Source organism: Pseudomonas sp. PvP025, from assembly GCF_017832155.1.
Lineage (GTDB): Bacteria > Pseudomonadota > Gammaproteobacteria > Pseudomonadales > Pseudomonadaceae > Aquipseudomonas.
Map to the genome: position 1 here is coordinate 2,120,498 of NZ_JAFIBJ010000001.1, position 18,370 is coordinate 2,138,867.

Annotated in this window: 15 protein-coding genes and 4 tRNA genes; 5 read left to right on the plus strand and 14 right to left on the minus strand. The window is 62.0% G+C overall.

Going from position 1 to position 18,370, the window contains the following annotated elements:
• Positions 1 to 20 precede the first annotated feature (20 nt).
• Together JOE32_RS08680 and JOE32_RS08685 are read left to right on the plus strand one after the other, a co-directional pair.
• Positions 21 to 911 carry a LysR family transcriptional regulator gene (locus JOE32_RS08680; protein ID WP_209983185.1) on the plus strand — a complete coding sequence of 297 codons (891 nt, stop codon included), beginning with the start codon at positions 21 to 23 and terminating at the stop codon, positions 909 to 911.
• A gap of 66 nt (positions 912 to 977) precedes the next feature.
• Positions 978 to 3,095, plus strand: coding sequence for a GGDEF domain-containing phosphodiesterase (locus JOE32_RS08685; RefSeq protein ID WP_209983187.1), 2,118 nt, complete (start codon positions 978 to 980; stop codon positions 3,093 to 3,095).
• A 10-nt stretch (positions 3,096 to 3,105) separates the two neighbouring features.
• On the opposite strand, the gene JOE32_RS08690 is transcribed toward JOE32_RS08685, so the two are convergent.
• The 11 genes from JOE32_RS08690 to uvrB all read right to left on the minus strand — a co-directional run bounded on the left by JOE32_RS08690 (position 3,106) and on the right by uvrB (position 12,403).
• Entirely contained in the window at positions 3,106 to 3,693 is a 588-nt protein-coding gene (locus tag JOE32_RS08690) for a hypothetical protein (protein WP_209983189.1), read from the minus strand.
• A 375-nt stretch (positions 3,694 to 4,068) separates the two neighbouring features.
• A complete protein-coding gene (locus JOE32_RS08695; RefSeq protein ID WP_209983190.1) occupies positions 4,069 to 5,208 on the minus strand; it encodes a hypothetical protein in 1,140 nt (379 codons plus the stop codon).
• A gap of 436 nt (positions 5,209 to 5,644) precedes the next feature.
• Entirely contained in the window at positions 5,645 to 6,604 is a 960-nt protein-coding gene (locus JOE32_RS08700) for a tRNA-dihydrouridine synthase family protein (RefSeq protein ID WP_209983192.1), read from the minus strand.
• 55 nt (positions 6,605 to 6,659) lie between these two features.
• A complete protein-coding gene (locus JOE32_RS08705; RefSeq protein WP_209983194.1) occupies positions 6,660 to 7,094 on the minus strand; it encodes a thioesterase family protein in 435 nt (144 codons plus the stop codon).
• Between the two features lie 38 nt (positions 7,095 to 7,132).
• Positions 7,133 to 7,672 carry a TetR/AcrR family transcriptional regulator gene (locus JOE32_RS08710; protein ID WP_209983197.1) on the minus strand — a complete coding sequence of 180 codons (540 nt, stop codon included), beginning with the start codon at positions 7,670 to 7,672 and terminating at the stop codon, positions 7,133 to 7,135.
• 181 nt (positions 7,673 to 7,853) lie between these two features.
• Positions 7,854 to 7,929 (minus strand) — tRNA-Glu (locus JOE32_RS08715).
• A gap of 79 nt (positions 7,930 to 8,008) precedes the next feature.
• Positions 8,009 to 8,084 (minus strand) — tRNA-Ala (locus JOE32_RS08720).
• 49 nt (positions 8,085 to 8,133) lie between these two features.
• A tRNA-Glu gene (locus tag JOE32_RS08725) sits at positions 8,134 to 8,209 on the minus strand.
• A gap of 78 nt (positions 8,210 to 8,287) precedes the next feature.
• Positions 8,288 to 8,363 (minus strand) — tRNA-Ala (locus JOE32_RS08730).
• 147 nt (positions 8,364 to 8,510) lie between these two features.
• On the minus strand, positions 8,511 to 9,992 hold the full coding sequence (gltX, locus tag JOE32_RS08735; protein ID WP_209983199.1) for a glutamate--tRNA ligase: 1,482 nt from the start codon (positions 9,990 to 9,992) through the stop codon (positions 8,511 to 8,513).
• A 395-nt stretch (positions 9,993 to 10,387) separates the two neighbouring features.
• Positions 10,388 to 12,403 carry an excinuclease ABC subunit UvrB gene (uvrB, locus tag JOE32_RS08740; protein WP_003234351.1) on the minus strand — a complete coding sequence of 672 codons (2,016 nt, stop codon included), beginning with the start codon at positions 12,401 to 12,403 and terminating at the stop codon, positions 10,388 to 10,390.
• Between the two features lie 364 nt (positions 12,404 to 12,767).
• Between uvrB and JOE32_RS08745 the strand changes: the two genes are divergently transcribed.
• Both JOE32_RS08745 and JOE32_RS08750 read left to right on the plus strand, forming a co-directional pair.
• Positions 12,768 to 13,964, plus strand: coding sequence for an amino acid aminotransferase (locus JOE32_RS08745; protein WP_209983201.1), 1,197 nt, complete (start codon positions 12,768 to 12,770; stop codon positions 13,962 to 13,964).
• 99 nt (positions 13,965 to 14,063) lie between these two features.
• The gene (locus tag JOE32_RS08750) at positions 14,064 to 14,279 is read left to right on the plus strand and encodes a hypothetical protein (RefSeq protein ID WP_015372505.1); all 216 of its coding nucleotides are present in this window, start codon (positions 14,064 to 14,066) and stop codon (positions 14,277 to 14,279) included.
• Between the two features lie 203 nt (positions 14,280 to 14,482).
• Here the strand turns inward: JOE32_RS08750 and JOE32_RS08755 are convergent, their stop codons facing one another.
• A complete protein-coding gene (locus JOE32_RS08755; protein WP_209983203.1) occupies positions 14,483 to 15,346 on the minus strand; it encodes a LysR family transcriptional regulator in 864 nt (287 codons plus the stop codon).
• Positions 15,347 to 15,448: 102 nt separating this feature from the next.
• On the opposite strand from JOE32_RS08755, the gene JOE32_RS08760 reads away from it, so the two are divergent.
• Positions 15,449 to 16,840: an aldehyde dehydrogenase family protein gene (locus JOE32_RS08760; protein ID WP_209983205.1), complete on the plus strand. Its 1,392-nt coding sequence runs from the start codon at positions 15,449 to 15,451 to the stop codon at positions 16,838 to 16,840.
• Between the two features lie 12 nt (positions 16,841 to 16,852).
• On the opposite strand, the gene JOE32_RS08765 is transcribed toward JOE32_RS08760, so the two are convergent.
• Positions 16,853 to 17,158, minus strand: a complete 306-nt coding sequence (locus JOE32_RS08765; RefSeq protein WP_209983207.1) for a protealysin inhibitor emfourin — start codon at positions 17,156 to 17,158, stop codon at positions 16,853 to 16,855.
• A gap of 28 nt (positions 17,159 to 17,186) precedes the next feature.
• Positions 17,187 to 18,248, minus strand: coding sequence for a M4 family metallopeptidase (locus tag JOE32_RS08770; protein WP_209983210.1), 1,062 nt, complete (start codon positions 18,246 to 18,248; stop codon positions 17,187 to 17,189).
• Positions 18,249 to 18,370 lie beyond the last annotated feature (122 nt).

Consider the following 18,370-nt stretch of genomic DNA (forward strand, 5'->3'; position numbering starts at 1 on the left):
TTACCAACTGGAATACCATTATGGACCTGGCCAACCTCAATGCCTTTATTGCCATCGCCGAGAGCGGCAGCTTTTCCGGTGCCGGCGAACGCCTGCACCTGACCCAACCGGCCATCAGCAAACGCATTGCCGGCCTGGAACAGCAATTGAACGTACGGCTGTTCGACCGCCTGGGCCGCGAGGTAGGCCTCACCGAGGCGGGCCGGGCCTTGCTGCCGCGCGCCTATCAGATCCTCAATGTGCTGGATGACACCCGCCGCGCGCTCACCAACCTCACCGGCGAAGTCAGCGGGCGCCTCACCCTGGCCACCAGTCACCACATCGGCCTGCATCGCCTGCCACCGATCCTGCGCGCCTTTACCCGGGAATACCCCCACGTCGCGCTGGATATTCAGTTCCTCGATTCGGAAGTGGCCTACGAAGAAATCCTCCACGGCCGCGCCGAAGTGGCCGTGATCACCCTGGCGCCCGCGCCCCATCACCTGGTGCGCGCTACGCCGGTATGGGATGACCCGCTGGACTTTGTGGTGGCGCCGGAACACAGCCTGACCGGCAACGCCCGCGTGAGCCTGGCCGATATCGCACGGCATCCGGCGGTTTTTCCCGGCGGCAACACCTTTACCCATCATATTGTCAGCAAGCTGTTCGGCGCCCAGGGCCTCACGCCCAACATCGCGATGAGCACCAATTACCTGGAAACCATCAAGATGATGGTCTCCATCGGCCTGGCCTGGAGCGTGCTGCCGCGTACCATGCTCGATGATCAGGTGACAAGCATCGCTTTGCCCGGCATACAGCTCAGTCGCCAGCTAGGCTATATCGTGCACACCGAAAGGACGCTGTCGAACGCTGCACGAGCCTTCATGAGCCTGCTGGATGCACAGGTCGATCTGCCAGGGATACCGGCATAACACCGTGCGGCCGTGGGCCTTGAACAAAACCGCGCTGTCTGCCCATCGAGCCAAGGCCCTTTGATAATGCACACCCCTGTCAACCCCGAGCACAACACTGCCGAGCAGGCGCTCAAGGACAGCCAGGAGCGCCTCGACCTGGCGCTGGAATCGGCGCAACTGGGCACCTGGGACTGGCACATTCCCACCGGCATGCTCTACGGCTCGGCCCGCGCCGCTCAACTGCATGGCTTGCCACCCGAACCCTTCCATGAGCCTTTCGAGGCATTTTTCGAGGGCATGCCCGATTCCGATCGCGACAACATGCGCAGCGCCTACCGCACTCTGCGCAAGGGCCCGGCCGGCAATTACCAGCTGATTTACCGCGTGCCTCTGGAAGACGGCAGCGTGCGCTACCTGGAAAGCCGCGCCCGGCTGTATCGCGACGAACACGGCGCCCCGCTGCGCATGGCCGGCACCCTGCTGGACATCACCGACCAGGTCGAGCGCGAACAACGGCTCATTGCCTCCGAAGAAAAATTCGCCAGCGTATTTCATGCCAGTCCCAACGCGATTTCCATCACCGAACGCGACACGGGCCGGTATGTCGAGGTCAATGACGGCTTTTGCCGCCTGACCGGCTATCGCGCCGAGGAGGCCATCGGCCTCACGCTGTACCAGATCGGCATCTGGGCCGATGAAAACCAGCGCTCGTCGTTATTGGCCGAACTCGCGATCAAGGGCCGCATTCATCACCTGGAAATGCTCTGGCACAACCGGCGTGGCGAAGTGCTGTCGGTGGAGGTCTCGGTAGAACCGATTACCCTCAATGAAACCCCGTGCCTGCTGTTGACCGCGCGGGACGTGAGCCTGCTGAAAAACGCCCAGGCGCAGATCCGCCACCTGGCCTACCACGACCCACTCACCAACCTGCCCAACCGCGCGCTGCTGATGGACCGTCTGAGCCAGCAGATTGCCCTGCTCAAGCGCCATGACCTGCGTGGCGCCCTGCTGTTTCTCGACCTCGACCATTTCAAGCACATCAATGATTCCCTCGGGCACCCGGTGGGCGACACCGTGCTGAAAATGATCACCGCGCGCCTGGAAGCCAGCGTGCGCATGGAGGACACCGTCGCGCGCCTGGGTGGCGATGAGTTCGTGGTGCTGCTCAGTGGCCTGCAAGGTTCACGCACAGAGGTCAGCCGGCAGGTGCAGGACCTCGCCGAGACGTTGCGCCACTTGCTCTCGGAGCCGATGTTCCTGGACGGCCACCGCCTGCAGGTCACACCGAGCATTGGCGTGGCGTTGATTCCCGACCATGGCTCGACCCCGACCGACCTGCTCAAGCGCGCCGACATTGCGCTGTACCGCGCCAAGGACTCGGGGCGCAACACCACGCAGATGTTTCACAACAGCATGCAGAAAGCCGCCAGCGAACGCCTGCGCATGGAAACCGACCTGCGTCTGGCGCTCTCGCGCGGCGAGTTCAGCGTGCATTACCAGCCCCAGGTGGATGCGCGCGGCAGCCACATCGTCGGGGCCGAGGCCCTGGTGCGCTGGCAGCATCCGCAACTGGGCGCGCAGTCGCCGGCCGAATTTATCAAGGTACTGGAAGACAGCGGTCTGATCCTGGAGGTGGGCACCTGGATTCTTGATGAGGCCTGCGCAGGTTTTGCGCAATTGATCGCCGACGGCCTGGTGGACCCGCTGAATTTCAGCCTGTGCGTGAACATCAGCCCACGGCAGTTTCGCCAGAACGACTTTGTGGAACGGGTGGAGCACAGCCTCAAACAGCATGCATTGCCGTTCAGCCTGCTGAAACTGGAAATCACCGAAGGCATCGTGATCCAGAACCTGGACGACACGGTGCTGAAGATGCGCCGCCTGAAAAAGCTCGGCGTGAGCTTTGCCATGGATGACTTCGGCACCGGCTATTCGTCATTGACCTACCTCAAGCGCCTGCCGGTGGATGCGCTGAAAATCGACCAGTCGTTCGTGCGCGATGCAACCCACGACCCCAACGACGCCGAGATCATCCGCGCGATCGTGGCGATGGCGCGCAGCCTGAACCTGGAGGTGATCGCCGAGGGCGTGGAAACCCTGGAACAGCTGGCGTTCCTGCAAGGCCTGGGCTGTCACCTGTATCAGGGTTACCTGCACAGCCGGCCGCTGCCCATCGAGCGGTTCAGGACGCTGCTGATGTAGCGCGCGGCGCTCACACCAGGGCGACCGCTTCGCCCTCCCTCGGCCCGCCGCCCCTGCGGCCCCACAGTTCTTCATGTCCGCCAATCACCGCAACCGAATGGACGTCGGTGTTGATCATGCCCAACTGGCCGCAGGCCAAGGCCGCGACTGAGGTTTTTCTCACATAACGGCTCAAACCCAGGCGCTTGAGCGCCTCGCCGGTTTCCTGCTCGTCTTCACCGTCGTTGAGGCTGTTGATGGCCGCGCTGAAGCTGGCGCCCGCCGTGCCGTCGTTGTTTTGCTCCTGCGCGCGCTTGGCGCTGACGGCAAACAGAAAGTTGGCATCCTTGAGCATTCCGGCATCCGCGCCTTTGAAGCGTGCTTCGCGAGCGGCTTGTGACAACTCCCGCTTGGACACGCTGAGCGTATGGCCGTCCCGCAGTGTCACGTCATAGCCGCGCGGCGTTCTCTGAACCCTTTCGAAAATACTTACGGGGCTCTGGCCGAACCGGGCCATGGCCACCTTGATCGCTGCCACCGTGACGCAGTTGCCCTGATTGCTCTGGCGAAAACCGCGCCATATATCAGCGGGCTGTTCGCCAACGGCTTTTGTGGACACGTGCAGGGGGCTTTCCACGCTTGCGCTGACACCCCGCCATTGGTTCACCACCGTCCTGAAGAGGCTCGCCAGGTGCAGGCCGTTACCGGCAAGCCGGCAACACTCGCGGTGGCGTTGTACGAACGCCCATGAAGGCTCGGGATAAACGTAACGCTGCTGGACGCGCGAAGGCGTGTGGCGGACAGCGCTGCACACGCCCGTAACCGCCCGGTAATACTCATCCCTGAAACCTGCTGCACATGTATTGAAGATTGAAAACATGACCCCCCCCCTTGAACGCGTCTCCCCGACTGCATGGGCAGTCGGGGAGTCTTGGTCAGCCATTAGCTAGTGAAGATGTCTGCGAGGCTGTATCGACATAGCCCGCCGACGGTCTCAGCCAAAACGTCCAAAGATCGGATGTCCAGCGGCTGGAGCAGGCGACCTGATACCTGGGCGGACCTTGATCTCGCTGTCAGCCCCTACGGTGGTCTCCCGCTTAGCGTCCTTGTGCGCGGCCGTTGTGTGCTCATGCTCATGCACCGTCTCTGCTGCGGTCGTCGTTTGCGCCCCTGCGTCCAGCGCGGTATCGACCTTTCCTTCTGCGTCCGCCTTCATCTCGGCCTCCGTTTTGAACGCACTCGGCGTCGCTGCAAGGGTTTTCGCCTCAGCGCGTAACGGGTTCGCGGTCCTGGTTTCGGTGATCAAGGCAGCGCCGTCGGGCTCACCGACCTTTGCCTCGTCGATTATCAATCGTGGCTTGATCGACGAGGCTGTACTCGACCCGTCATGGGAAGTCACCTTGACCTGAACGCCGGCAGCCAGGCTGATCCTGTACTGTTTGCCGCTCTCGGGCGTCAAGTTCACCTGGGTGCTGCCATCGGGCATGACCGTCACCTGCGCATCACCATCGGCCGAAACATCCAGCGACGCGTCTTTTTCAATGCCTTGCGCTACCGGTGCAGGGCTGTCAGTACGTGCGCTTAGCTGCACGCCTTGCTCGGCGCCAAGCTTGACTTTTACCGCTTGCTCTTGGTTCTTGGGCAGCACTTGGGTGTCAGCATCTTTCAGGTCGATCTGTAAACCGCCATCAGCGCCAAGCTTCACCTGAGCGCCAGTCTCGGCCCTTGCAGGCTTGGATTGGGTGTCAGCATCTTTCAAGCTCACTTGCACATTACCTTCAGCACCCGCTTTCATCTGGACATCGGATTTCACCAACGTTACCGGCGGACTCTGCACATCAACCGGCAACTTGGAACTGCCGCCCCAGCCCGATAGAAAGTTGCGCATTGCTTTCAGGACCAGTTCGAACATTTCCAACATTTTTTCCAGGGCATCGGCACTCACGGTCACTTGCTTGGCGCCGCCCTCGACAGTGTCGAGACGCGGCGCCATGTTGCTTTTTGGAACAAACCCGAGGTTATTGACCGGCTTTTCCATCGCTTGCGTTATCTGCGCAGCCGTGTCGCCTTTCGCATTAACATCCGACTTGAAACCCGCAACATTATTCATCGATATAGTAGACATCTGATTCATCTCATTCCTGGGGTGACGCCGCCGGCGCAGTCATCATTTAACACCGGCAACGATAGATTGGGCTGCAAGTAAACATCATCACTTCGCAGTCCCTACTTTCGTGGGGCGCGGCGATATTGAGTTCCAGAAATCCGCGATCACATAAGGAAAACAAAATCAAAAATCAGACTTTACCCCGTTTTGTCCCAGGAAAATCAGAGTGTTGGCCGGTGCAAACGGCGCTTGCACAGATATATAAAGTAATAAGCAGACCACACTTTAAACTCATGAAATCATTAAGCCCTTCCCTCGGCTGACGCCCATGTTAATACGCGCGCGCGATTCCCGCCGCCGCGCCAACATCAATCAACTGCCGAACACTACGTTTAGACGATCAAAAAAAAGGAGCGCCCATGGCACCCCTGATTTAGTGTTTAAAAACGTTATGAATATGAACTTAATCGTTCAGTGCAGGTTGCACACCGATCAACTCCGCGACCTTGTCCAATGCGGTCTCGCGGCGCAAGGCGTGGAACAACTCCACCGCCTGCGGATAGTTGCGCGTCAGCATCGCCAGCCACTGCTTCAAGCGACCGGGTGCCTGCTTTTCCGTCAACTGCGCCACCGACTGCCTCCAGAAGTCATGGAGCATCGGCTGCATCTGCGCCCATGTCATCTCCACCACGTCCTCACCGGCACGTGCGGCCGCAATCTGCCGCGCCAGGTCGGGCCGTGCGACCAGACCACGGCCCAGCATGATGTGTTCGGCGCCACTGATTTCGCGGCAACGCTTCCAGTCTTCAACGCTCCAGATATCGCCATTGGCAAACACCGGCACCTTGACCACGTCCTGCACTCGCGGGATCCACTCCCAATGGGCCGGCGGCTTGTAGCCGTCGGTCTTGGTGCGCGCATGCACCACGATATGCGCCGCGCCGCCCTCGGCCAGCGCGGTGGCACACACCAGCGCGCCATCCGGGCTGTCGAAGCCCAGGCGCATCTTGGCGGTCACCGGGATATGCGCCGGGACGGCGCGGCGCACGTGCTCGACAATCCGGTTGAGCAGCTCCGGCTCCTTGAGCAGCACCGCACCACCGCGTGACTTGTTGACCGTCTTGGCCGGGCAGCCGAAGTTCAAGTCGATCACCTGCGAGCCCAGCTCACAGGCCAAGACGGCGTTTTCCGCGAGGCACACCGGGTCCGAACCGAGCAACTGCACACGCAGCGGCACACCCGCAGCGGTCCGGGCACCTTGCAGCAGTTCAGGGGCGAGCTTGTGGAAATAGGCCGGGGTGAGCAGGCGGTCGTTGACGCGGATGAACTCGGTCACGCACCAGTCGATCCCGCCGACGCGGGTCAGCACGTCACGCAGGATGTTGTCGACCAACCCCTCCATGGGCGCCAGGGCAATTTGCATGGAAAACACTCAACAAAAATCGTGGCGCAGTTTACTGGGTTTCCTGCGGGAAACGTTAACCCCCGGTCAGCGCAGGGCCGTAACCGTCGAGAAACTCACTGGGCATGCGCTTGGGCTTGCCGCTGGACAGCTCGATACACACGAAGGTGGTTTGCGCGCGCAACAGGGTGACACCGTCACGCGGGCGCATCAGTTGAAAGCGGCGAGTCATCTTCAGGCGCTGGTCCCAGTCGACGATCCAGGTGGCCAGTTGCAGCTCATCGCCTTCGTAGCCGGCCGCCAGGTAGTCGATCTCATGGCGCACCACGGCCATGGCACGGTCCAGGCGGCGATACTCTGTGAGGTCCAGCCCCAGACGCTGTGAGTGCCGCCAGGCGCAGCGTTCCAGCCAGGATACGTACACCGCGTTATTGGCGTGCCCCAGGCCGTCGATGTCCTCGGGAGCGACCTGCAGATCGATGATGAACGGCGTTGCCAGATCCCAGCCCATGCCTTGCTCCTGTCGTTTGATGTCGGCGCGGCAGTGTATCAACGCACCGCCGACTTCGCTGCGCGCAACACGCGATCCGACAATTCGCCAGGTCCAAGGGCGCGCGCAAGTGACAAGCCACCGATCATCAAGGCCATGCCCGCCAGGGCCTTGTCGGTGTCTTCGGGGCTGGCGGCCAGTTGAGCGGCCATCAGCTCCGTGTGCTCATTGAGCGCCTGACGGAATTCATCCGGCAGGCGGCCCATCTCGCCCACGGTGGCCGGTAGCGGGCAGGCTTGCGTGGTGGAGTCGCGATGCTTGCGCGACAGGTAGAAGGCCGCCGCCAGGCCGCGACGCTCTTCGCCACTGAGTTGGGCATCGATGTCCTGAATCGCCGCGCGACGCCTGGCCAGCAACGCGGTAAAGGCCTCCAGCATCAACGCGTCCTTGCTTTCGAAGTGCGCGTAGAAACCACCGACGGTCAGCCCCGCCGCCGCCATGACTTCGCCCACACTCGGCTCGGCCGGGCCGCGCTGGATCAGCGCGGCGCTGGCGGCCTGCAGAATGCGTTCGCGGGTTTGCGCTTTTTTATCGCTCATCAAAGGGCTCCGTCGTTCATGGGCCGGATATTATTATCATGATAATACTTGGCAGGCGAGCGATGCGACGGCAGGTTGGAATGGGAGAAGGGATCAGCAGCGGATTGGCCAAACGCCAGACAAACAAAAGGGCCATTCAATAATTGAATGACCCTTAAAAATCCCGCAAAGCGGGTAATCGTGGCGTCCCCTAGGGGACTCGAACCCCTGTTACCGCCGTGAAAGGGCGGTGTCCTAGGCCACTAGACGAAGGGGACACAAACCTTCTGTACAACAGACCAGCGCTGAGTGCTGATCGATTCAAGGCCGGTGTGGCCAGACCTTGAACCTGTAGATTGGTGGAGCTAAACGGGATCGAACCGTTGACCTCTTGCATGCCATGCAAGCGCTCTCCCAGCTGAGCTATAGCCCCGATTTATCGCCTGGCGGCGCAGCAGATCTTGCGAACTGCTTGTTGAAACTGGCGTCCCCTAGGGGACTCGAACCCCTGTTACCGCCGTGAAAGGGCGGTGTCCTAGGCCACTAGACGAAGGGGACAAAACCTTCTGTACAACTGATCAGCGCTGAGAGCTGATCAACTCAAGGCCGGTGTGGCCAGACCTTGAACCTGTAAATTGGTGGAGCTAAACGGGATCGAACCGTTGACCTCTTGCATGCCATGCAAGCGCTCTCCCAGCTGAGCTATAGCCCCTCATCGGTGAGGACGGGGCGAATCTTAATGGCGGTTTGGAAGTGTGTCAAATTTATTTTCAACAATTTCCAAAGTTTTTTGCCGGGATAACAATCACTTACCAACGAAACCCCGGAAAGCCGGGGTTTCGTCACTGCCACAGAGGACTTAGCCGATAGCGCCCAGCAGCTTTTCCCATTCCTTGTTTTCTTTCTTGGAAACACCACCCAGCAAATCAAGCGCTTGGCGCAGGCGGAAGCGGGTGAGATCCGGTCCGAGAATTTCCATCGCATCGAGCACCGACACCGAGCTGGCCTGCCCGGTGATCGCAGCGAACATCAGCGGCATGGCATCGCGCAGCTTCAATTCCAGGGACTCGACCACCGCCTGAATCGTCGCAGTGATCGCGTCCTTCTCCCACTGGCGCAGGCTTTCGAGCTTCCACAGAATCAGCTGCATCAACTGGCGCACCTGGTCGCCCGACAGCTTCTTGGACTCGAACAGCTTCGCGTCCGGGTTCACGCCACCGGCAAAGAAGAAGCTGGCCAACGGAGCGACCTGGCTGAAGGTCTCCACCCTGCCCTGCACCAGCGGCGCGATCTTCATCATGTACTCAGGGTTCAACGCCCACTGCTGCACGCGGCTGGCGAATGCTTCCACCGGCAAGTCACGCAGCCACTGGCCGTTGAGCCAGGACAGTTTTTCGATATCGAAGATCGGCCCGCCCAGCGATACGCGGGACAAGTCGAAGTTGTCGACCATTTCCTGCAGCGAGAACTTCTCGCGCTCGTCCGGCATCGACCAGCCCATGCGGCCCAGGTAGTTGAGCATCGCTTCAGGCATGAAGCCCATGCGCTCGTAGAACGTCACCGAGGTCGGGTTCTTGCGCTTGGACAGCTTGCTCTTGTCCGGGTTACGCAGCAGCGGCATGTAGCACAACTGCGGCTGCTCCCAGCCGAAGTATTCATAAAGCAGGATCAGTTTCGGCGCCGACGGCAGCCATTCTTCGCCGCGCAGCACGTGGGTGATGCCCATCAGGTGGTCATCGACCACGTTGGCCAGGAAGTACGTCGGCAGACCGTCGGTCTTCATCAGCACCTGCATGTCCATGCGGTCCCACGGGATCTCGACGTCACCGCGCAGCATGTCCGGCACCACGCACACGCCTTCGCTCGGCACCTTCATGCGGATCACGTGCGGCTCACCGGCGGCCAGGCGGCGGGCCACTTCTTCTTTCGAAAGCAACAGCGCGCGGCCGTCGTAGCGCGGGGTTTCGCCACGGGCCTGTTGCTCGGCGCGCATCTGGTCCAACTCTTCAGCGGTGCAGAAGCATGGGAACGCATGGCCCATGTCGACCAGCTGCTGAGTGTATTGCTGGTAAATATCGCTACGCTCGCTCTGGCGATACGGGCCGTGCGGGCCCCCAACGTCCGGACCTTCGGCCCAGGTGATACCGAGCCAGCGCAGGGCATCGAAAATCTGCTGTTCCGACTCGCGGGTGGAGCGCAGTTGGTCGGTGTCTTCGATCCGCAGGATGAATTCACCGCCGTGCTGCTTGGCAAAGCAGTAATTGAACAAGGCGATGTAAGCAGTGCCGACGTGGGGATCGCCGGTAGGCGATGGCGCGATGCGCGTGCGGACGGTGGTCATGGCAGGTCTCGAATGGGCGATATAACTGAAAATTGAAACAAGGGGCGAATGGTAACAGCCTGGGTGATATCTGGAAAACCGAGGCGCGGCTATCGGGGGCAAGCCCCCTCCCACATTTGACCGTGTTCACACATCAAGGTGGGAGGGGGGCTTGCCCTAATGCCGTTCAGTTAAGGAAAATGTGTGGGCTAATTGTGGCGAGCGGGCTTGCCCCGCGTTGGGGTGCGAAGCGCCCCCCATCGAGCAAAACGCGGTGTACCTGATACGGCTCAGCGCCTGGCTTTGGGGCTGCTGCGCAGCCCAACGCCGGACAAGCCTGCTCGCCACAGGGAATCTGCGCTTAACTGAACGGCATTAGGGCAAGCCCCCGATGAGGCCGGCACAACCACTACAAATCAAACAGCCAGCAACCGCTCGCGCAACTTGCCAATCTCATCGCGCGTCTGCGCCGCCGCTTCGAACTCAAGATCGCGCGCCAACTGGTACATCTTCTCTTCCAACTGGCGAATCCGCTTGGTGATCTCACTCGGCGAGCGCAATTCGTTCTCGTACTTGGCGCTTTCCTCGGCGGCCTTGGCCATGCCCTTGCGCTTCTTGCTGCGCGAGCCCGGCACGGTGGCGCCTTCCATGATGTCGGCGACGTCCTTGAACACGCCTTTGGGGGTAATGCCGTGCTCGAGGTTGAAGGCAATCTGCTTTTCACGGCGCCGCTCGGTCTCGCCAATCGCGCGCTCCATGGAACCGGTGATGCGGTCCGCATAGAGGATCGCCCGGCCATTGAGGTTACGCGCCGCGCGGCCGATGGTCTGGATCAGCGAACGTTCGGAGCGCAGGAAGCCCTCCTTGTCCGCATCCAGAATCGCCACCAGCGACACTTCCGGCATGTCCAGGCCTTCGCGCAGCAGGTTGATGCCCACCAGCACATCAAAGGTACCCAGGCGCAGGTCGCGGATGATCTCCACCCGCTCCACCGTGTCGATGTCCGAGTGCAGGTATCGCACGCGCACGCCGTGGTCGGCCAGGTAGTCGGTGAGGTCCTCGGACATGCGCTTGGTCAGCGTGGTCACCAGCACCCGCTCTTCCAGCGCCACGCGCTTGTTGATCTCCGACAGCAGGTCATCGACCTGGGTCAGCGCCGGGCGGATTTCGATCTGCGGGTCGACCAGGCCGGTCGGTCGCACCACCTGCTCGATCACCCGGCCCGCATGCTCGGCCTCATAATTGCCCGGCGTGGCCGACACAAAAATGGTCTGCGGGCTGATCGCCTCCCACTCGTCAAACCGCATCGGCCGGTTGTCCAGCGCCGATGGCAGGCGGAAACCGTACTCCACCAGGGTTTCCTTGCGCGAGCGGTCGCCCTTATACATCGCGCCCACCTGCGGCACGCTGACGTGGGACTCGTCGATCACCAGCAAAGCGTCCGGCGGCAGGTAGTCGTACAGCGTCGGCGGCGGCGCGCCGGAGTCACGGCCCGACAGGTAGCGTGAGTAGTTTTCGATGCCGTTGCAGTAGCCCAGCTCCAGGATCATCTCCAGGTCGAAGCGGGTGCGCTGCTCCAGGCGCTGGGCTTCCACCAGCTTGTTGTTGGCACGCAGGTATTCCAGGCGCTCGGCCAGCTCGACCTTGATGCCTTCGATGGCGCCCATCAGGGTTTCCCGGGGCGTTACATAGTGGCTCTTGGGGTAAAAGGTGAAGCGCGGCAGCTTGCGGATCACCTCGCCGGTCAACGGGTCGAAGGCCGACAGGCTTTCGACTTCATCGTCGAACAGCTCGATGCGGATGGCTTCCAGGTCCGATTCGGCCGGGTAGATGTCGATCACATCGCCACGCACGCGGAAGGTGGCGCGGGCAAAATCCATGTCGTTGCGGGTGTACTGCAGGCTTGCCAGGCGACGCAGCAATTCGCGCTGGTCGAGTTTGTCGCCACGGTCGACGTGCAGCACCATCTTCAGATAGGTTTCCGGGCTGCCCAGGCCGTAGATGCACGACACGGTGGTGACGATGATCGCGTCCTTGCGCTCCAGCAACGCCTTGGTCGCCGACAGGCGCATCTGCTCGATATGGTCGTTGATCGACGCATCCTTCTCGATGAAGGTGTCGGACGACGGCACATAAGCCTCGGGCTGGTAGTAGTCGTAGTAGGAGACGAAATACTCCACCGCGTTGTTCGGGAAGAACGCCTTGAACTCACCGTACAGCTGCGCGGCCAGGGTCTTGTTCGGCGCCAGCACCAGGGTCGGGCGGTTGATCTGCGCGATCACGTTGGCAATGCTGAAGGTCTTGCCCGAACCGGTCACCCCGAGCAGCGTCTGGTGCGCCAGGCCGGCCTCGATGCCTTCGACCATCTGGCGAATGGCTTCAGGCTGGTCGCCGGCCGGTTCAAAGCGGGTGACGAGCTGGAAATCAGACATAACGTACCTCTTTCAGTCACCCCGGGCCTGTGGCCGCCAAGGACGAATAGCTCAGCAACCGGCGAATACGCTTCGCCAGCTGCAGGAAAAAATCATGATAGCTGTAGAAGTGGTGGCGAAGGCGACGGGTTTCAAGGCACTTGTCCTACATAGCGCCAGTATGGCCCCTGTACAGCCCCGGCCTGTTGAATGCCAATAAGACTAACGGTCGGCGCCTCAACCGAAAAACTTGGCCGAAAAGCCGTTTCAACGGTCGCCCTCGGCCGTGCGGGCCTCTATACTAGCTCCCCGTTTGTGCACCGCTCTAGTGCCTCCGGCCGGAGCGCGACACGTCCCTCCCTTCCCCCCATAGAGCTGCCGCAAAATGAGCCTGTTCTCCGCTGTCGAAATGGCACCACGCGATCCAATCCTGGGCCTCAACGAAGCATTCAACGCCGACACACGAACCACCAAGGTCAACCTTGGCGTGGGCGTTTACTGCAACGAGGAGGGGAAGATTCCACTCTTGCGTGCCGTTGCCGAAGCGGAAGCAATACGCGTGGCGCAACACGCGGCCCGTGGCTACTTGCCGATTGACGGGATCGCTGCCTATGACAAGGCCGTGCAAACCCTGTTGTTCGGTGACGCGTCGCCCCTGCTGAGCGCCGGCCGTGTGGTCACAGTGCAGGCCGTCGGCGGTACCGGCGCGCTGAAAATCGGCGCTGACTTCCTCAAGCAGTTGCTGCCAGACGCCGTCGTCGCCATCAGCGACCCGAGCTGGGAAAACCACCGCGCGCTGTTCGAAACCGCCGGTTTCCCGGTCCACAACTATCGCTACTACGACGCAGCCACCCACGACGTCAACCGCGCCGGCCTGCTCGAAGACCTCAACGCCCTGCCGCCACAATCCATCGTGGTGCTGCACGCCTGCTGCCACAACCCGACCGGCGTCGACCTCAGCCCGGCCGACTGGCAGGACGTGCTGGACGTGGTCAAGGCTAAAAACCTCGTGCCGTTCCTCGACATGGCGTACCAGGGTTTCGGCGACGGCATCCACGAAGACGCGGCTGCGGTGCGCCTGTTCGCCGAGTCGGGGCTGACCTTCTTTGTGTCCAGCTCGTTCTCCAAGTCGTTCTCCCTGTACGGCGAACGGGTGGGCGCGCTGTCGATCGTCAGCGAATCCGCGGAAGAAAGCGCGCGCATCCTGTCCCAGGTCAAGCGCGTGATCCGCACCAACTACTCCAACCCGCCGACCCACGGCGCCGCCATCGTCGCAGCCGTGCTGAACAACCCTGAGCTGCGCGCCCAGTGGGAAGCCGAACTGGCTGAAATGCGCCTGCGCATCCGTGGCATGCGCGAGCAGATGGTCGCCGAACTGGCCAAAGCTGCACCGGGCCACGACTTCAGCTTCGTCGGCCGTCAGCGCGGGATGTTCTCCTACTCCGGCCTGAGCGTGGCGCAAGTCACGCGCCTGCGCAGCGAGTTTGGCATCTACGCGCTGGACACCGGGCGCATCTGCGTAGCGGCGTTGAACCAATCGAACATTGGCGCCGTCACAAAAGCGATCGTCCAGGTGCTGTAAGCCGGCGGTCGTGATGAAAAAGGGGAAACCGATGGTTTCCCCTTTTTCGTGTGCAGCCCCTAGACTGAACCCCGACTGCCCTTTTGCTGTGAGAGCCCTATGAGAAACGACGACCTGGACCTTGACCTGCGCGCCGACCGCGACGAACTGCACGACTTCACCCCGCGCGCGCCGCACGCCAAGCGCCAGAAGAGCCTGGTGCTGCAAGTGGCGCTCGGCGTGTTCCTCGGTGGCCTGGCGCTGTGGCTGGTGCAACTGGGCGCAACGGCGATCATGGCCAAACTGGCCATGGGCACCTTTCAATTCGGCGGCTGATCACCAGCCCAGGCGAACTGGCCCCTCTGTGGCGAGCGGGCTTGTCGTGGCGAGCGGGCTTGCCCCGCGTTGGGGTGCGAAGCGCCCCCAATCGAGCAAAACGCGGTGTACCTGATACGGCTCAGCGCCTGGCTTTGGGGCTGCTGCGCAGCCCAACGCAGGACAAGCCTGCTCGCCACAGGGATGGGCTTGCCTGAAATAGCTCAGATTGCGCGTTCCTCCAGTAACCGCACGAAGCTGTTCAGGCTCTGGGACACGGTGCCGCGTCGCCAGATCAGCCAGGTGTTGAGCATGCGAAACCCGTCTGCCAGTGGCCATACGCTCACCGCCGCAAACCCCGGCATGCTTTCCAGCATGCTGCGCGGCATCAGCGCCAGGCCCGCACCGGCGCTGACGCAGGCCAGCATGCCGTGGTACGACTCCATCTCGAAGATCTTGCCCGGCACCGCGCCATCGTGTGAGAACCAGCGCTCAAAGTGGTGCCGGTAGGAACAGTTCGAACGAAACGTATAGATATTCTCGCCATTCACGTCCCGCCCCCGGCTGATCGGCGCATGGTGCAGCGGCGCGATCACCACCATTTCCTCTTCGAACACCGCCACGCCTTCAAGGGTCGCGTGCAGCACCGGCCCATCGACGAACGCCGCCGCCAGCCGGCCGGACAGCACCCCTTCGATCATCGTGCCCGACGGCCCGGTGCTCAGGTCCAGCTCGACCTTGGCGTACTTTTGGTTATAGGCCGCAAGCAACGCCGGGATACGCACCGCCGCCGTGCTTTCCAGCGAGCCCAGCGCAAACGCACCCTGGGGCTCCTCCCCCGCCACCGTCGCTCGGGCCTCCTGCACCAGATCGAGGATGCGCCGCGCGTAGCCAAGGAAATTCCAGCCGGCCGGCGACAGGCGCAGGCGGCTCTTCTCGCGGATAAACAACGCCACGCCCAGGTCCTGCTCCAGTTGCTTGATGCGCGTGGTCAGGTTCGACGGCACGCGATGAATCAACTGCGCGGCCGCGCTGATACTGCCCTGCTCGGCCACGGCCTTGAAAATTTCCAGCTGCACCAGATCCACACCATTCTCCAATCGTGAACGTATTGCTTAATATTATTCACTTTCAAGAAAACATACAGCCCCGTAGGCTGGCGTCATTCACTTATTCAGCCGGACGGTGCCATGAACGCGATTTCCTCCAACACTCACGCCCTGTCGATCAATCCCGCCAATGGCGAAACCATCGGCAGCTACCCGTACGAAACCCAGGCGCAACTGGATGCCGCGCTCGACCGTGCGACCGCCGCCTTCCGCACCTGGCGCCGCCAGCCTGTGAGCCAGCGCGCCGAATTGCTGCTGGCCCTGGCCCGCGCCCTGCGTGAGCAAGCCGAAACCATGGCGCAGATGATCACCCGGGAAATGGGCAAACCCATCGCCCAGGCCCGCGCCGAAATCGAAAAATGTGCGCTGATGACCGAGTGGTACGCCGCCCACGGCCCGGCCATGCTCGCCGCGGAACCGACCCTGGTCGACAACGGCAGCGCACGCATTGAGTACCGCCCGCTGGGCCCTATCCTTGCGGTGATGCCGTGGAACTTCCCGGTGTGGCAAGTGCTGCGCGGCGCCGTGCCGAGCCTGCTGGCCGGCAATACCTACGTGCTCAAACACGCGCCGAACGTGATGGGCAGCGCCTACCTGATCCAGCAGGCGTTGCGCACAGCCGGCTTCGCCGAAGGCTTGTTCGAAGTGATTAACGTGACCCAGGACGGCGTGTCCAAGGCCATTGCCGACCCGCGCATCGCTGCTGTCACCCTCACCGGGAGCGTGCGCGCCGGCATGGCCATCGGCTCCCAGGCCGGTGCTGCGCTGAAAAAATGCGTGCTGGAACTGGGCGGCTCCGACCCTTTCATCGTGCTCAACGACGCCGACCTCGACGCCGCCGTGCAAGCCGCCCTCATCGGCCGCTTCCAGAACAGCGGCCAGGTTTGCGCCGCCGCCAAGCGTCTGATCATCGAAGAGGGCGTGGTTCAGGCCTTCACCGAAAGATTCCTCGACGCCAGCCGTGCCCTGGTGACGGGCGACCCGACATCCGCCACCACCTACATCGGCCCCATGGCACGCTTCGACCTGCGCGACGAGCTGCACGGCCAGGTCCAGGCCACGCTCACGCAAGGTGCAACCCTGCTGCTGGGCGGCCATAAAATCGACGGCGCCGGCAACTACTACGCGCCGACCGTCCTGGCCGACGTCACCGACCAGATGACCTCATTCAAACAGGAACTGTTCGGCCCGGTGGCCTCGATCATCACCGCGCGCGACGCCGAGCATGCCGTGGCGCTGGCCAACGACAGCGAGTTCGGCCTCACAGCCAGCATCTTCACCCGCGACGCGGCCAAGGCACAGGCGATCACCGACGAGCTGGAAACCGGCGGCGTGTTCGTCAACGCGTTCAGCGTCTCCGACCCCCGCGTGGCGTTTGGCGGGGTGAAGAAAAGCGGGTTCGGCCGCGAGCTGTCGCACTTTGGCGTGCGCGAGTTCTGCAACGCACAGACCGTGTGGCTGGACCGCAAGTAATCGCACATCACCTCAAGATCGGCTGTGGCGCCTCACACACTGCACCAGCCCATCCAGCGCCTGGGACTTGACCGGCGCGAGCACGCACACCGTGTGCTCGCGTTCGCCCTCCGTGACGGTCAGGGTGTAATGCACCTGGCCCGGCTTGCCGGGCTCCGGCGCATTGCTTTGCGGCAACTTGAAGAAGTCCGACGCCTGGATCAGTTGGCGCAGCTCCTGCTGATCCGGCTCGGGCAGCGCATCCAGCTCGACGCTGCGAGGTTTGGCCAGGCCCGGAAAAAATGCCGGGCCGCCGTTTTCCTTGATCGAAATTCGCATGGCTGTTCCTCACCGCCCAGGCGGTTTGTCAGACGTTGATACCCACCGCTTTCCAGCCTGCCTTGACGGCCTTCTGCTCGTCCTTGTTGGCGCCGTAGAGGCGACCGGCCACATCATAGGTGATGCGCGCAAAACGCAGAAACCCCGAGTTCGGCCGCAGCCGTGCGTCGCGCAAGGCGTCGTACCAGATGCGACCGGCACGCTCCCAGGCAAACCCGCCGATCTTCGTCGCGACCTGATAGAACGCATGGTTGGGAATACCGGAATTGATGTGCACGCCGCCGTTGTCATCATAGGTATGCACAAAGTCATCCATATGCCCGGGCTGCGGGTCCTTGCCCAACAGGGCGTCATCAAACGCGGTGCCCGGCGCTTTCATCGAGCGCAGCGCCGTGCCCTTGATCTTTTTGGTGAACAGCCCCTTGCCGATCAACCAGTCGGCGTCCTCGGCCTTCTGCTTCAACGCGTACTGCTTGATCAGCGAGCCGAACACGTCCGACAGCGACTCGTTCAACGCACCGGACTGGTTGAAGTACATCAGCTTGGCTTCGTCCTCGGTGACGCCGTGGGCCAACTCATGGCCGATCACGTCGAGCGCAATGGTGAAGCGGTTGAACAACTGCTGATCGCCATCGCCGAACACCATCTGGGTCGAGTTCCAGAATGCATTGTTATAGGCCTGGCCAAAGTGAACCGTGGCGTCCAGCGCCATGCCGGAATCGTCGATGGAGTTGCGGTCGAACACCTCGTCGAAAAAATCGAAGGTCGCGCCCAGGCCGTCGTAGGCCTCGTCCACTGCCGCATCGCCGCTGGCGGGCTGCCCTTCACTGCGGATCAGCTTGCCCGGCAGGGTGTCGGTGCCATCGGCGCTGTAGATGGAACGGCGTTTTTCTGCGGCCATGGCCAGGGCCATGTGCGCGGTGCCCTTGGCGGGCACGGCAAGCATGCGCAGCGAGCGGAACGTGCTGTCCTTGGCGCGCGTGCGCAGTGCGATTTCGCGTTGGGCTTTATCGCCGTGGCGCGCGATCTGATCGAGCATGTACGGCGGGATCAGGCAGAAGATCGGGTTGCGGGGATGGCGAATACACATAAGCTGGCTCCCTTTTGACGTGTGATGAACTCCGAATAACCGTTTCAGGATAGTCCCGCCGACGGAAACTGGCCTAAATTGTCATGAACCTGTGTTGCAGTAGTGTTTATTCCAGGCCCGCA

Excerpts from the sequence above, each read along its gene's own strand:
- JOE32_RS08760 (WP_209983205.1), top strand. The coding sequence starts at position 15,449 with ATGAACGCGATTTCCTCCAACACTCACGCCCTGTCGATCAATCCCGCC.
- JOE32_RS08765 (WP_209983207.1), bottom strand. The coding sequence starts at position 17,158 with ATGCGAATTTCGATCAAGGAAAACGGCGGCCCGGCATTTTTTCCGGGC.
- JOE32_RS08770 (WP_209983210.1), bottom strand. The coding sequence starts at position 18,248 with ATGTGTATTCGCCATCCCCGCAACCCGATCTTCTGCCTGATCCCGCCG.
- JOE32_RS08710 (WP_209983197.1), bottom strand. The coding sequence starts at position 7,672 with ATGAGCGATAAAAAAGCGCAAACCCGCGAACGCATTCTGCAGGCCGCC.
- uvrB (WP_003234351.1), bottom strand. The coding sequence starts at position 12,403 with ATGTCTGATTTCCAGCTCGTCACCCGCTTTGAACCGGCCGGCGACCAG.
- JOE32_RS08700 (WP_209983192.1), bottom strand. The coding sequence starts at position 6,604 with ATGCAAATTGCCCTGGCGCCCATGGAGGGGTTGGTCGACAACATCCTG.
- gltX (WP_209983199.1), bottom strand. The coding sequence starts at position 9,992 with ATGACCACCGTCCGCACGCGCATCGCGCCATCGCCTACCGGCGATCCC.
- JOE32_RS08680 (WP_209983185.1), top strand. The coding sequence starts at position 21 with ATGGACCTGGCCAACCTCAATGCCTTTATTGCCATCGCCGAGAGCGGC.
- JOE32_RS08695 (WP_209983190.1), bottom strand. The coding sequence starts at position 5,208 with ATGAATCAGATGTCTACTATATCGATGAATAATGTTGCGGGTTTCAAG.
- JOE32_RS08745 (WP_209983201.1), top strand. The coding sequence starts at position 12,768 with ATGAGCCTGTTCTCCGCTGTCGAAATGGCACCACGCGATCCAATCCTG.
- JOE32_RS08705 (WP_209983194.1), bottom strand. The coding sequence starts at position 7,094 with ATGGGCTGGGATCTGGCAACGCCGTTCATCATCGATCTGCAGGTCGCT.
- JOE32_RS08750 (WP_015372505.1), top strand. The coding sequence starts at position 14,064 with ATGAGAAACGACGACCTGGACCTTGACCTGCGCGCCGACCGCGACGAA.
- JOE32_RS08685 (WP_209983187.1), top strand. The coding sequence starts at position 978 with ATGCACACCCCTGTCAACCCCGAGCACAACACTGCCGAGCAGGCGCTC.